This is a genomic window from Dyadobacter sp. BE31 (assembly GCF_031457695.1).
Taxonomy (GTDB): domain Bacteria; phylum Bacteroidota; class Bacteroidia; order Cytophagales; family Spirosomataceae; genus Dyadobacter.
Genome location: NZ_JAVDXA010000004.1, coordinates 258,657 through 272,056 on the forward strand (window position 1 = coordinate 258,657; position 13,400 = coordinate 272,056).

Sequence of the window (13,400 nt, forward strand, 5' to 3'; positions counted from 1 at the left end):
TTGACTATACCTGACTACAAATGACAATACTTGACCACAAATGACCACACCTGACTTACTTGTTTTTAGTTGTTGATGAATACGGCAAGATTGATGAAGTATAATGTTATTTCTGTACGAGTTGCCCCGTTGCTTTTTTCCATTCCAGTTCGGCTTTCAGAAGCTGTACGAGTGAGGTCAGGTAGTTACTCTGGGCGTCCAGAAGACTGTTTTCGGCCTGGATTACGTCGGTAAGCGACACAGTTCCTTCCTTGAATTGTAGCTGGATTTGTTTGTAAACTTTCTCTGCCAATGCTACCTGGTCCTTTTTAGCATTGATATTTTTCTGCTCCACGCCAAACTTGTTGCGGGCATTGTTTTCCTCCATTTGAATGGCCTCGCGTACCTGTTTCAGCTGCACATCCAGCTTCTCGCGATCGATCTGGTTCTGGCTGCGCTTGGCCTTCCGCGCCATCCCGTCAAACACATTCCAGTTGAGCTGCAAACCCGCCCAATAGCCGGGCACATCCTGGAAAGTCGAATTCTCTCCGCCTTGCGCATAGAACGCCATATTGGCTACGCCGTAAGCATTCACTGTGGGAATCAGGCCGGAACGTATATTCTTGTCCTGCAATTCGTTAATATCCTTTTGCTTTTGCAGTAAAGCCACATCCGTGCGCCTCGTTTTGTCCCAATCGGCGTAAGCAGGCAGCGCCACGTCACGAACTCTCACAAGTATACGCACCGAATCGCTCTGCGGGATTCCCGTGTAGTATTTTAAAAGGTTAACCAGCTGATTATAATTATCTTTCAGTGTCGCCTGCTGTGTTTCTGTCGAAGTTTTGTTGATCAGTATCCTGTCCACGTCCACCCGCTGCCCGAGTTTGTTTTGGTATAACAAATCCGAAACCTTGTAAAGCCGGTCGAGCGAAATGAGGTTACTGTCGAGAAAAGCCATCTGCTGCACGACGGTAACCAGGTTGTAATAGGCGTCCGTCACATTGTAGGCCACATCTTCCTTCGTTTTCGTCGTGCTGAGCGATGTTAGCTCGCGGTTCAGATTTGCCGCTTTCAATGCGTATTTCACCGACGGATTATACAACGCCTGAGTCACTTGCGCGGTCGTCGAAAGGTTATAGGGCAACCCGAAAGCCAGCGTACTGAACTCACCCTCCGGCCCCCCGAACACACTCGCCGGCACCACTTGCCCCGGTATTTTGATATACCGCTTGTAATCCCCCGACACATTCAGGCTGGGCAGCAAGGCCGACCGTACCTCGTCGATCTTCGCATTCGTCTTTGCCTCATCGAGCCGCGCAGCCTGTACACTGAAATCGTTTTTCATGGCCAGATCCAGCAATTGGTTGAGGTCGTACTGCTGCGCCTGCGTTCGCTGAAAAAGCATCAGGCATAGCATTCCCGTGACATGGAACAGGTGTTTCATGGCTAGTACAAATGTTTATTTTAAATGTTTGTTTAATGAAGTGGCAAAAAAAATGGCTATCCGATCACCAGATAGTTGCACACCATTGCCTTAATGTGCTCCTTTTGTTCTTCGGCGTATTTCTCAAAATCCTCGTCGGTCATCATGAAAAGCTCCTTATGGATCTCCTTCCCCATGAAAATGAACTCTACGCCGCATTTGATCAGCGGAAGAATATTTTCGAGCTGCATCGGCCGCAATGTCCCGTTCGCCGCTCCTTCTTCCAGTTGCTTTTTGAGATGGGTTTCCCGCACTTGCCTGAAAATCGACATATCCGGGAAGAGCCTTTGCGGTGATTTGTGGATCTCGTTCATGATGAAGATTACCAGATCGGGCTCCTGTTTCATCATCGCAAAATCGTTATCGATAATCTCCGAGATTTTGGATTTTATATCAATGTCCTTGTTCAGGATCGTGAGCATGTTCTGAAAGTACTCTTCCAGCACATCTTTGAATATTTCAAGAAACAACTTCTCCTTGCTTCTGAAATAGTAGTTGGTCAATGCAATATTCATATCGGCCTCCTTCGCGATATCACGCGAGGTAGTGCCGTCAAAACCCTTTTTCAGAAAAACACGCTTTGCCGCCTCTCTTATCTTGTCCTCACTTTTTTCTGTAACGCACTTCACGATTTGGGTGTGTTAGGTTGTTGTTTATGATTGCAGCTGCTTATTGAATCAACGGATCAAAGTTGTGCAATTGAAATAACAATGTCAAATGTTTCAAATATATTTTTTAAACAAGTATTTAAAATATTCGTTTGAAACTAATATTTGTCGATTTTGTCCTATTCCTCTGCTTTTCTCACAAAACTGATCTGCCCATTGTTTTCCATGTACGCGCTTTCAATCCGCTCAAAACTCTCCAAATGCATATCGTTGCGTAAGCTCGCATAAAGGTCTGATTCACTGATCAGCGCGCGGCGCATGTTGTCGTGTTTCAGCTCTCCTTTTTCAAAAAGCACGATCTTTCGCCCCTTGATCAACGCGCCAAAACGGAGGTTCAGGGCACCCAGCCACGCGCCAAGGCGATGCAGCACGGCAATGACGGTTGCAGAAGCGATAGTAGGCACAAATTCCGAAGCGCCCACCACCGCCCTGCTTAAAATCGCCCCGAGCAGGATCACAATGATGTTATCAAATGGGGATTTCATACCGAAAGAGCGCCTTCCGGCGATGCGAAGGAGAATGAGCGTGATGATAAATATCACCACCGCTCGGGCCGACATCTGAAGAGCAGTTTGGTTTTCGCCCTCTCCGAAAAGTTGGGTAAGGATTTCCATAGGGTGTCAGTTCGTTTCCTGCATATCTGCAAAAAACAAACCAGACCTGCCCCCTGCTCCTATTCAAGCATATTCCACTCGGCAATGCGGTCGCCCTGCTTTTCGACTAGCCATACCTTGCTGCCTTTGAAACGTTTGAGGTACTTTTTGCTCTTTTCGATACCCGCCACACTGAATGCGGTAGCCAGCGCATCGGCAATGGTTCCATCGGGTGAAATGACCGTCGTACGCACATGGAAAAGCAGACCTATACCCGTTTTCGGGTCTACAATATGCGAGTAGCGAACCCCTTTGTATTCCATATAGCGGTAAGTCGGGCCGGAAGTTGCGAGCGCGACATTAGAAAGCTGCATGGCCTTCAACGAATCACTGCCATTGGAGACATTGATATTCCACCCTTTGGCGCCCGGAGGCGGATTAGTGAGTACGATTTTTCCTCCCGCATCCATCATAGCAGAAGTAATGCCTAATTTTTTGAGTTCTTTAATCGCTTCCTCGGCCGCATAGCCTTTGCCCAGGCCCCCGATATCGAGCCGCATGCCTTTTTGCGTGAGCATAATGCTGCGCGTTTTCTTATCCATTTTCAACTTGGAATAGCCCGTACGCGCCAGGGCGTCGCGGATCTCTTCCTCGGGCGGGAATATGCCCTTACGCGTCGCGTGCCGCCACATCTGTACGACAGGCCCGAGCGTTGCGTCGAAAACCCCGCCGGTTTTGGCGCTGATATCCTGCGAAACCGCCAGAATATCAAAAAGATCCTTACTCACCGGCACCCACTTTCCACTTCCCGAAGTCGCGGAGAGGCGGTTGATCTCACTGCCGTCGCGGTAATCGCTCATGATTTCATTCAGTTCCTCCACCCTTTTGAAGGCGCGATCAGCGGCTATTCGGGCTATCGAATCATTGGATGTATAAAACACAAGCTTGAAAGGCGACCCCATCAATCCTTTTTCGAAAGTGTATCGATGCTCCTGCGCGCGGAGAGGCGACAGGGAGGTAATCAAACAAGCAAAAAACAGAGGCAGAAATAGCTTTGAAAATGAGGTCATTTTAATAAGTAGGGGTAATCGCGGGGTAAAACTACTTCATTTCAGGCAAACTGCGGGCAGCTGCCAGGGCATAATCGTGATAAAGCCTGTAACGACAGAAGGGGTACGGACATCCCGTCCGTACCCCTTCCGCTTCCGGTAATTATATATCAGTATTCGCTATACTCGTCTATCAGATTGCTTTCCTCAGCCTGGTGATGGTGATGATGTGCATTAATAGCATCTTTAATCATTCCCGCACCAATAAACGGCAGGGAAACAACAGTCGAAATAATCATTGCGAAAAACATAATAGTTGCAAAAAATAACTTCCCGGAATACCCAACCACGTTCGATAAGAAGTTCATGCTATTGCAATTATTTAATAATAATTTTCATTGATAAAGTTACAAAAAATAACTGTGCCAGTCCAATAAAATATACTTATTTTGGCAGTTAGTTTACTGATTTATAGTCATTTAACTACATCAAAGAAAACAACTAGTAGCATCTGTTCTACAAAACATAGAAACATTTTCCACGACGCGTAATCGATTGTAAACTTCATTTCACATCAACGGACCTCCTGCATTCATGAATAATTTTTTCTCTTCTTTTTTCAGGATCATTTTTGCCGCCATCCTCGGTACAGCTACGATACTCACAACAATTATCATGTCGCCGTTCCTGCTGATCATATGGATTTGGAAAAAACTCAGCGACAAGCCTCCTCATCAGTAAAAACAGAAGTTTCTATATTGCAGGTAAACAGAACCTGACAACGCACTCGCATGAAAAGAAGAAACTTCCTACGGCTTGGCTCCGCAGCCGGATTGTTTACCATAATGCCCGCATTCGCCCGGTCAGCGCCTGAGATCGCCCCCGGAGAATTTACCGAAATGACGGTCGCGGAAATGCAGAAACGAATGCAGGCGGGCAGGTTGACGTCGTTGGCTTTGACCCGCCATTACCTCGATGAAATAGCCCGTGTAGATAAAGCGGGCCCCAAACTCGCGTCGGTCATCGAAGTGAACCCCGATGCAGCCCGGATTGCGGCAGCGCTGGACAAGGAACGTAAGTCCGGGCAAGTCCGCGGACCGCTGCACGGTATTCCGGTTCTGCTGAAAGACAATATCGACACCGCGGACCGGATGAAAACCACCGCCGGCTCGCTGGCGTTGCTCGACAACGTAGCTTCGAAGGACGCGTTCCTGGTGACCCGGCTGCGCGAAGCCGGCGCGGTAATCCTTGGCAAAACCAATTTGAGCGAATGGGCCAACTTCCGATCGACGCGCTCGTCCAGTGGTTGGAGCAGTCGCGGAGGGCAAACACACAATCCGTATGTACTAGACCGTTCTCCCTGCGGATCGAGCTCGGGCTCTGCGGTGGCGGTAGCAGCGAACCTCTGTGCGGTGGCTGTCGGCACCGAGACAAATGGCTCGATCGCATGCCCGGCATCGATGAACGGAGTGGTAGGCATCAAACCGACCGTCGGCCTGGTGAGCAGAAACGGCGTGATCCCTATCTCCCAAACGCAGGACACAGCGGGCCCATTCGGGCGAACCGTAGCCGATGCGGCCGCATTGCTCGGCGCCATGGCCGGGCAGGACCCGGCTGATGTCACTCAGCATAAACCTCAGCAAACGCTACCTACCGATTACAGCGCGTACCTCGACCCCAACGGACTGAAAGGAAAGCGTATCGGGATAGAGAAATCGATGTTGAAAATGCACGAGCGGATCGACGGGCTGCTTGACAAGGCCCTGGAACAGCTCAAAGAGGCCGGAGCCGAAGTCGTGGAAGTAGAATATATGAAATTGCAGAAACTGCCGGGAGCGGAATCGCTGGTGCTGCAATATGAATTTAAAGACGGCATTAACCGGTATCTGTCTACATCGAATGCGAAAATCAAGTCGCTCGAAGGCCTGATCGAATTCAATAAAGCCAATAAGGCGAAGACTATGCCCTATTTCGGCCAGGAACTTTTCGAGTCATCCCAGGCCAAGGGCGATTTGGATACCAAAGAATACAAGGAGGCGCTGGAAAAAATCAATGGTGTGGCCGACGCGCTGACCGACCTCCTCGACAAGCACAAATTGGACGCGTTATGCGGCCCATCTACCGGAGCAGCCTGGTGCACCGACCTCGTCAACGGTGACTTCTGGACCGGATACGGCTCCTACGGCCCGGCCGCCTTGTCGGGCTTCCCGTCGATCACCTTACCAATGGGCATGCTTAGCGGCCTGCCGGTCGGGATTTCATTTCTTGCAAAAGCCTACCAGGAACCGGAACTGATCCGCATCGCGTACGCATACGAGCAGGCATCGCATAACCGCGTTACGCCGGGGTACTTGCGGAGTGTGGGGTGAGGGCCTGCGGCCCCGACCGCCGACGATAGACCGCCGACCATGGATCGCCAGACTACCTGCCCGGTTTTTATGTTACTCATGGTGCTCGGCCGTCCATGGTCTATGGTCGGGGCCGAAGGCCCATCAACGCGCCAGATACATCTCGTAAAACGACCCTTTCTGGCCAAGGAACTGGTTTGCTTCCTGCTGTGAGTAGATTGCCTTTCCTAATTGGTAGAAATCCTCGTACTGATTATATGGGTAGGGCGTGAATTTCACTTTGTCGGGAAACAGTGACTGCGTGACGACATTCTCGGTCAATGCGCGCTTGATGTGCGACAGCGGCACCACCAATCCCAGCACGAGGAAAATGATGATCGGGTAAGCGATCCGCATTTTGTACCAGCCGGGATATTCTTTCACCCATTCGGCAAACCGGTGAAGGATAAAAAGCGACAATAGCGTGAGCACAGGCGTGCTCCCGCGCAGGAACCAGTCGTTCCATTTGCCCATCCGGAATAGCGATATCGCGATCAGGAGCAGGAATAGGCCATGAATAACATTGGCATACTGACTTTTATGAAGTTTCAATATCAGCACTATTCCATACAGCACGGCAAGGTCAATCACCACACCGAAAAAATAATGGAATGCGATCTCGTTCCGCGGGTTGAACTGCCAGATAAAACCGGAAACTACCGAACTTTTCCCTTGCAAGAAAAAGAAGAATGTAGGGATAAACAGCAGGCCCGGCAGAAAAAGGTCGAGCATCGGCCTGGGTTTGAGAAAATACTGCGGCTCCTTGTAATAGCGCAGTACGATCAGCATTCCGAAGATGATCACGAAGACGATCGAAGGAAAAATCCCCCAGATAAAAATGGAAATGACTGCGAGAAAGCTTTTTTCCGGCTTTTTGTCATACACATAATCATGAAAAAGAATGCAGGAGACGATGATAATGGGAATGAGCTGATTGGGCGCCCACTGCGTTTGATACAGTACCGGCCATATCTCCGTGAAAAAAGGAGGCACATGATAATTGAGGCCGATCGCGTGCAGAAAAAGGACTTTGGAAACATGGCCCACTCCGCCCAGTGAAAGAAAGAACACCAGCGACAAATAGCTTCTTTGGGTGAAAATGAATATCCAGCAAATGCCAATAAAAAGGCCTATCGATGCCCAGAGGTACAATGCAATACCCGATGGCTCCCCTAACCCTTTTGAAATCAATGCGGGGACGAGGAAGAAGCCGAAGTAATGGCAGGCATAGCGGCCATTTTCCTTGAAAGTAACCGGCCACGACTGGTTATACAGCGTGTAGTATTTCGAATTATGTGCCCAGAAATCGAACGCCTGGAAGCAAAAGCCGCCTATTCCCGAGAAAGCAATGATAGCGAGCGAAATGAATGCAATCTCGACCATGTGACGGGTTGCAAGGTCGGTTTTCAAGGTCTTTTCGCGACGGTAGCTGAGAACATACATCGCTACAAGCCCCACGACCAAACACACCGAAATGGGCATTCTGAACCAGCTGATGGAAAAAATCAGGTTTGGTAACAGCAAATAACCCAAACTCAAATTGCGAAGTACAGTTGTTTTCATTCAGTAACCGGCATTCAATTGGTTGGTCCCAACGTGTTTTTCAAAAAAATCCGACAAAAATACTAGAAATATATTGTCATCAAAGAGTGACAACCTCCCGTTTGTAACCGTTGCAATATGCATATCATTTTAATATTAAATATACCAAAAATAGGAAGTTGTAACGCTATTGACTTCGCAACCGGAACGCTATTTACCCTCTCGTATTGCCCGAAATCGCGAGTAACCTGAGGCATTTTCCATCTTTTCTGCGGAAATACCTAACCCGGCTTTCATGGACAGAAGACAATTCGTAAAAAACAGTACGCTGGCATTCTGCGCGTTACCCGTATTACCGACCATTGGCCGCATTCGGGCCGACACGATGCCTGAGTGGCTTCAGATGCTGGTGAAGCAGGCCGATAAAAGCATCGAATCCTTGATGACTTATCAGGTGAAAGATCCTCAAAGCCCTGACTTCGGCGGCTTGCGCGATGGCTTCGATCTCCTCAATCCGCATAGCACCTCTGCATTGATCCAGTACGGCGCCAGCGGCCTGTTCGCCCCGACTTCCAAATTCTATCAATCCAGGGAATTGCTCGCCGCTATGGACCAGGCGGCATTGTACCTGGTCAAAACCCAGCATAGCGACGGCACCATCGATCTCCTTTCGACCAACTTTCATTCGACGCCCGACACCGGCTTTCTGGTAAAGCGGCTGGCGATGGCTTATAAAATGATCGATCAATCGGGTACCGAAGGGGCGGGCAAAATGCTCGCGAACCTTAAAACCTTTCTCCTACGCGGGGGGGACGCGCTGAGCGTGGGAGGCATCCACACGCCCAATCACCGCTGGGTGGTATCGGCCGCACTGACTAAACTGAACGAGCTGTGGCCTAATCCCAAATATGTGGCGCGGGCCGAGCAATGGCTGGCCGAGCACATCGACATCGACCGCGACGGCCAGTACAATGAGAAGAGCACATTCATTTACTCGTCCCTCACCAACCGCCTGCTCATTACCATCGGCAAGGGGCTCAAAAAACCCGAGCTTTTCGACGCCGTTCGCAAAAACCTCGACATGACGATGTACTACGTCCATCCCAATGGCGAGATCGTGACCGACGCTTCCGGAAGGCAGGATAAGGCCATTGTGGGCACACTTGAAAACTACTATTACCCGTACCGTTACTTCGCGATCAAGGATGGGAATGCGCAATATGCGGCTATGTGCCGGCTGATAGAGCAAACCGCCAGCCAGAAAACCACCGGGTTTGTGGATTACTTCCTGACCGATCCTTCGCTTTGGGCTGAACTTCCGGCGGAGAAACCGGTGCCTGTCAATTATGTTAAAACTTTCCCGAATTCCGGCCTCGTGCGCATTCGCAGGGACCGGCGTGACAGCACGTTGATCGCCAACAATCCGGTATGGTTCACTTTCATGAAAGGCAATGCAGTGCTCCAAGGCGTGCGTTTTGCTTCTTCTTTCTTCGGAAAGGGCCAGTTTCAATCCGAGAAAATCAGCGAAAAAGGTAATGAATGGGTACTCACCCAGAAACTCGACGGGCCTTATTTTCAGCCTTATCCCAAAGAATCCATCGCACCGGACGGCGATTGGGAGAAAATGCCCAGGAATTTCAGACCGCAGAGCGAAGTACAGATACTGGAAACGAAAGTGATCATTCGGGAGACTTCCGGCGGGATGGAAATAGAAGTGGTAACAAATGGTACCGAGCGCGTGCCGGCTGCATTGGAATTGATTTTCAGGCCGGGTGGAACGCTCAAAGGTGTTTCCAAAATTGAAAACACCAAAGATTCGTGGTTACTGAAAGAGGCGACCGGCTCTTACGAATTGGGAGGAGACACGATCAATTTCGGTCCGGGACTGGCATTGCACAAGAACATCGCATTACGGGGAGCCTTACCGGCCATGGAAGCACCTACTGTTTTTCTCACCGGTTTTACGCCTTTCAAGCATGTGATCCGTTTTTCGTGACACTTATTACGGCTTTTAGTTCCGTTATGTGTTTTGACCATGGACCGCCGACCATAGACGAAAACATGGTCTATGGTCTATGGTCGGCAGTCGGCGGTCGGTCGGCAGTCCCCCCAGCCGGAAGCCGCTTTTAATGTTTACTAATCCAGTCGAGGATGTAGTCGGCGTCCTCTTTCCAGGTAGGTTGACCTAAAACAAAGTGGTTACGGCCGGGGAACTCTTTGTAGTCCGTCACAGAGCCATTTTGTTTGTAAGCTTTGAAGTTGCGCAGGTTCAGAGAAGCCGGAATGATGTTGTCGAATTCACCGGAAGTGATCAGCAACGGAGCGTGTGCTTTTTTGAAATCCACTCTTGCTGCGGAAGTAATCCCCCCGCGGGCCACGGTTTTGGATTCCGGGATCACGTTTTCCTCCCAGGTTTTCATTTGCTCTTCCAGCGTCATACCGTTGGTGAAGGCATATTGCCAGTCGGCGAGCGACATCAGGTAAGTTTTTTTCAGGGAAGTAAACAATCCGAATACTTTATAACCTGCTTTCAGGAATGAGAATTCGTAAGGTATCACACCTTGTGGAGGTACAGGGTGAATAGCAGCTCCGGCGACACCCAGATCGCGGTTAATCAAAATCTGGGTAATCAACCCGCCCAGCGAGTGGCCGATGATGATCGGTTTCTCGGGCAATGCTTTGATGAAGTTCGCATAGTGGTCGACGAGCTCCTTAAATGTGAGGCCGGCCAGGGCGGTGTCGTTGGGTTGTCTGTCTCTCAGTTCAGCGGCCGGTGCGTCTTTGTACGGCCAGGCTGGTGCATAAGTGGTGTAGCCTTTGCTTTCAAAATAGGATTTCCATTGGTCCCAGCCATTGTGGCTTACAAATGCACCTGTTACAAATACGACGGTTTTGGTGTTATTGGCTTTCATGATTTCTATCGGTTAAAAGTTGAATTTTGTTTTGTGTTCCGCTTTGGACATGACAAAATTCAGCACGTTAGCCGACTATATTCTTAACCCAAGTTAAGATCGTCATTTACCCACCATTCTTTTTCTGATTCGACTCAGTGAAGGCGCCTGAATGCCCAGATAAGAGGCAATATGATACAATGGGACGTTGTTAAAAATGTCCGGATGATTCTGAATCAGTTCGAGATAGCGCTGCTCCGGCGTACGGAACATAAACTCCTCGGCACGGTTCATAGCCAGGTTGAATGCCGTTTCCGCTACCAGCCGCCCGAAGCGTTCCCAATGGTGCGATTTCCCGTACAACTCGGTGAGGTGATTGATATGAATGTATAAAATCGTCGACTCGGTCATCGATTCGGTGTAATAGCTGCAAGGTGTCTGGGTCACGAAGCTCTTGTAAGCTACTACCACCTGGTTTTTAGAGAAGAAAAAGACATTCTTTTCCTCGGCCGATTCGTCGTCGATATAATAGGTCCTGAACACGCCGTCGAGAATAAACCCCAGGTACTTGCAAACATTTTTGTACTCGTTGTAAAACTCTCCTTTTCCGTAGGTTTTCCTTTGCCAGTAAGGCGCCGACAGCTCAAAGGCTGCGGCATCGATCCCCGCGAACTGGTTGAGCGCGTAGTTCAGAATTTGTGTTTCCGTCATGAGAGAAGCAGGTGAGTAGAGGTATATTCCAAAAATAGGCAGCGGCGGCACAAAAACCTCATAACCAGCTACCTAAAATCTCGATATTTCGTTAAATTTGATACACCTCCCCTGACGATGCAGCTTCGGACTTCAAACATTTCTTACCATGCTGAGAAAGATTCTACCGCTCGTGTTGGTTTTCCTGTCGCACATCTGCCTCGCAAACCAGATCCTGATCCCGATGGACAATACGCAGACCAACCATTTGAAAGCGTACGGTCTGGCTTACATTCTGTTGAAAGGGGATATTGAAGTGGATTGGCTGCTCAACTACCGCGGGGGCAGCTTTAAGGTTCAGTACAGCAAATCCATTGAAAATGAATGCAAACTGAGGGCGGTTTCCTATGAAGTACTTTCCGAAGCCGCCAGTGCACAGATTGTGAACGAGATCAGCAATCCGAACGTGAATATGGATGTGGTGAAGCTGTTTAAAGCGGCCAAGATTGCGGTGTACTCTCCTATTAAAATCAGCCCTGCCGAATTTGAAAACACCGACGCCGTACTACTTGTGCTCAAATATGCCGAAATCCCGTTTGAAGTCATTTATGATGAAGAAATCCTGCGCGGCGATCTTCCCAGATACGACTGGCTGCATTTGCATCACGAAGATTTTACGGGGCAGTTTGGCAAAAACCTGCGCCGCACCAGCGAAGCCGATATCAAAGCCCAGGAGGCCATTGCCAGTCGCTATGGTTTTTCCAAAGTACCGAAAATGAAGCTGGCCGTCGCCAAGGCCATTAAGGAATTCTGTGCCGGCGGCGGGTTTCTATTTGCGATGTGCTCCGGTGCGGAGACTTTCGACATTGCATTGGCGGCCGAAGGCGTCGACATTGTGGATAACCTCGACGGCGACGGTATCGACCCCGACGCCCAGTCTAAACTCGATTTTGACAAGACATTCGCATTTTACAATTTCAAACTCCAACTCGACGAATACGATGGGATGAATTTTTCGGACATCAATTCGGCCTCCGGTCGCTACCGCGGCTGGGGCGAAAACGATGCCTACTTCTCCCTTTTCGACTTTTCGGCCAAATGGGACGTCATTCCGGCCATGCTCGTGCAAAACCATGAGCACTTGATCCGCGAATTTTTCGGGCAAACCACTGCATTCTCGAAATATACCGTCAAACCCAGCACACTCATTATGGGTACCAGCAGCAACTCCGACCGTTACATTTACGGCGAGCTCGGCCGCGGCCAGTGGACTTTCTACGGCGGCCACGACCCTGAGGGCCGCGGCGGAGGCGGCAGGCGCATGCCCACCGACCTCAATCTCTACCCCAACTCGCCCGGATACCGACTGATATTGAATAATGTGTTGTTTCCCTCCGCCCGGAAGAAGAAGCGGAAGACTTGATTAGTCAGGAAGGGCGTTTGCTCGTTCGGCAATATATCACCGGTGTTTATCATTGATAAACAGAAGGATTTGGGGTAGATTTACTCAAAAAAGAACGCGCTATGAATTCAATAGTAACCGATATCAACGAATTAGACCTGAACAGAACTTACACTTATGCCGATTACCTCTTGTGGCATTTTAAGGAGCGCGTGGAACTGATTAAGGGGAAGATTTTTAAGATGTCGCCAGCGCCAAGTACCCGGCATCAGCAAATCGCCGGAAAATTGTATTTGAAGATTGGCAACTTTTTCGAGAACCACTATTGTCAGGCATTTTTTGCTCCTTTCGATGTTCGTTTGCCTAGAAAAGGTCAATCCGTAACGGATCAAAAAATTTACACGGTCGTACAACCGGATTTGTGTGTGATATGCGACGAGTCAAAACTCGATGATCGCGGATGCTTGGGAGCGCCGGATCTGATGGTAGAAATCCTCTCTGCCGGCAACTCTCAGAAAGAAAAGGATAACAAATTCGATTTGTATCAGGAGAGCGGCGTACGAGAATACTGGCTCGTTGAGCCCGCAGACAACACACTTTATGCCTACGTGCTCAACGAAAATGGAGTTTACATTGGTTTGAAACCAGCGACTGAAAAATTTCGATCTACTATCTTTCCCGATCTTGAAATAGATCTTGGAAAAATCTTCAACTGA

Annotated in this window: 13 protein-coding genes; 5 read left to right on the forward strand and 8 right to left on the reverse strand. The window is 49.3% G+C overall.

All coding sequences use genetic code 11. The features are described from left to right. Positions 1-106 precede the first annotated feature (106 nt). The 5 genes from J2Y43_RS21725 to J2Y43_RS21745 form a co-directional block, all read right to left on the reverse strand. The gene (locus tag J2Y43_RS21725; protein WP_309987507.1) at positions 107-1,423 is read right to left on the reverse strand and encodes a TolC family protein; all 1,317 of its coding nucleotides are present in this window, start codon (positions 1,421-1,423) and stop codon (positions 107-109) included. A gap of 56 nt (positions 1,424-1,479) precedes the next feature. Next, positions 1,480-2,091, reverse strand: a complete 612-nt coding sequence (locus J2Y43_RS21730) for a TetR/AcrR family transcriptional regulator (RefSeq protein WP_309987503.1) — start codon at positions 2,089-2,091, stop codon at positions 1,480-1,482. Between the two features lie 158 nt (positions 2,092-2,249). Then, positions 2,250-2,744, reverse strand: coding sequence for a YetF domain-containing protein (locus J2Y43_RS21735; RefSeq protein WP_309987500.1), 495 nt, complete (start codon positions 2,742-2,744; stop codon positions 2,250-2,252). 59 nt (positions 2,745-2,803) lie between these two features. After that, on the reverse strand, positions 2,804-3,793 hold the full coding sequence (locus J2Y43_RS21740; RefSeq protein WP_309987498.1) for an FAD:protein FMN transferase: 990 nt from the start codon (positions 3,791-3,793) through the stop codon (positions 2,804-2,806). A gap of 149 nt (positions 3,794-3,942) precedes the next feature. After that, on the reverse strand, positions 3,943-4,140 hold the full coding sequence (locus tag J2Y43_RS21745) for a hypothetical protein (protein WP_309987495.1): 198 nt from the start codon (positions 4,138-4,140) through the stop codon (positions 3,943-3,945). Between the two features lie 226 nt (positions 4,141-4,366). On the opposite strand from J2Y43_RS21745, the gene J2Y43_RS21750 reads away from it, so the two are divergent. Both J2Y43_RS21750 and J2Y43_RS21755 read left to right on the forward strand, forming a co-directional pair. Next, positions 4,367-4,513, forward strand: coding sequence for a hypothetical protein (locus J2Y43_RS21750; RefSeq protein WP_309987493.1), 147 nt, complete (start codon positions 4,367-4,369; stop codon positions 4,511-4,513). 50 nt (positions 4,514-4,563) lie between these two features. After that, positions 4,564-6,141, forward strand: coding sequence for an amidase (locus tag J2Y43_RS21755; protein WP_309987490.1), 1,578 nt, complete (start codon positions 4,564-4,566; stop codon positions 6,139-6,141). 123 nt (positions 6,142-6,264) lie between these two features. Here the strand turns inward: J2Y43_RS21755 and J2Y43_RS21760 are convergent, their stop codons facing one another. Then, positions 6,265-7,722, reverse strand: a complete 1,458-nt coding sequence (locus J2Y43_RS21760; RefSeq protein WP_309987488.1) for a hypothetical protein — start codon at positions 7,720-7,722, stop codon at positions 6,265-6,267. A gap of 274 nt (positions 7,723-7,996) precedes the next feature. Between J2Y43_RS21760 and J2Y43_RS21765 the strand changes: the two genes are divergently transcribed. Then, positions 7,997-9,697: a hypothetical protein gene (locus J2Y43_RS21765; RefSeq protein WP_309987486.1), complete on the forward strand. Its 1,701-nt coding sequence runs from the start codon at positions 7,997-7,999 to the stop codon at positions 9,695-9,697. A gap of 130 nt (positions 9,698-9,827) precedes the next feature. Here the strand turns inward: J2Y43_RS21765 and J2Y43_RS21770 are convergent, their stop codons facing one another. Continuing rightward, the gene (locus J2Y43_RS21770; protein WP_309987483.1) at positions 9,828-10,613 is read right to left on the reverse strand and encodes an alpha/beta hydrolase; all 786 of its coding nucleotides are present in this window, start codon (positions 10,611-10,613) and stop codon (positions 9,828-9,830) included. Positions 10,614-10,715: 102 nt separating this feature from the next. After that, a complete protein-coding gene (locus J2Y43_RS21775; RefSeq protein ID WP_223403433.1) occupies positions 10,716-11,303 on the reverse strand; it encodes a Crp/Fnr family transcriptional regulator in 588 nt (195 codons plus the stop codon). A gap of 148 nt (positions 11,304-11,451) precedes the next feature. Between J2Y43_RS21775 and J2Y43_RS21780 the strand changes: the two genes are divergently transcribed. Together J2Y43_RS21780 and J2Y43_RS21785 are read left to right on the forward strand one after the other, a co-directional pair. Next, positions 11,452-12,705 carry an asparagine synthetase B gene (locus J2Y43_RS21780; protein ID WP_309987480.1) on the forward strand — a complete coding sequence of 418 codons (1,254 nt, stop codon included), beginning with the start codon at positions 11,452-11,454 and terminating at the stop codon, positions 12,703-12,705. A 101-nt stretch (positions 12,706-12,806) separates the two neighbouring features. Next, positions 12,807-13,400, forward strand: a complete 594-nt coding sequence (locus J2Y43_RS21785; protein WP_309987477.1) for a Uma2 family endonuclease — start codon at positions 12,807-12,809, stop codon at positions 13,398-13,400.

What these genes read in the sequence shown, in the direction of transcription:
- J2Y43_RS21760 (WP_309987488.1), bottom strand. Translation starts at nt 7,722, where the DNA reads ATGAAAACAACTGTACTTCGCAATTTGAGTTTGGGTTATTTGCTGTTA.
- J2Y43_RS21785 (WP_309987477.1), top strand. Translation starts at nt 12,807, where the DNA reads ATGAATTCAATAGTAACCGATATCAACGAATTAGACCTGAACAGAACT.
- J2Y43_RS21745 (WP_309987495.1), bottom strand. Translation starts at nt 4,140, where the DNA reads ATGAACTTCTTATCGAACGTGGTTGGGTATTCCGGGAAGTTATTTTTT.
- J2Y43_RS21755 (WP_309987490.1), top strand. Translation starts at nt 4,564, where the DNA reads ATGAAAAGAAGAAACTTCCTACGGCTTGGCTCCGCAGCCGGATTGTTT.
- J2Y43_RS21775 (WP_223403433.1), bottom strand. Translation starts at nt 11,303, where the DNA reads ATGACGGAAACACAAATTCTGAACTACGCGCTCAACCAGTTCGCGGGG.
- J2Y43_RS21735 (WP_309987500.1), bottom strand. Translation starts at nt 2,744, where the DNA reads ATGGAAATCCTTACCCAACTTTTCGGAGAGGGCGAAAACCAAACTGCT.
- J2Y43_RS21770 (WP_309987483.1), bottom strand. Translation starts at nt 10,613, where the DNA reads ATGAAAGCCAATAACACCAAAACCGTCGTATTTGTAACAGGTGCATTT.
- J2Y43_RS21725 (WP_309987507.1), bottom strand. Translation starts at nt 1,423, where the DNA reads ATGAAACACCTGTTCCATGTCACGGGAATGCTATGCCTGATGCTTTTT.
- J2Y43_RS21780 (WP_309987480.1), top strand. Translation starts at nt 11,452, where the DNA reads ATGCTGAGAAAGATTCTACCGCTCGTGTTGGTTTTCCTGTCGCACATC.
- J2Y43_RS21740 (WP_309987498.1), bottom strand. Translation starts at nt 3,793, where the DNA reads ATGACCTCATTTTCAAAGCTATTTCTGCCTCTGTTTTTTGCTTGTTTG.
- J2Y43_RS21750 (WP_309987493.1), top strand. Translation starts at nt 4,367, where the DNA reads ATGAATAATTTTTTCTCTTCTTTTTTCAGGATCATTTTTGCCGCCATC.
- J2Y43_RS21765 (WP_309987486.1), top strand. Translation starts at nt 7,997, where the DNA reads ATGGACAGAAGACAATTCGTAAAAAACAGTACGCTGGCATTCTGCGCG.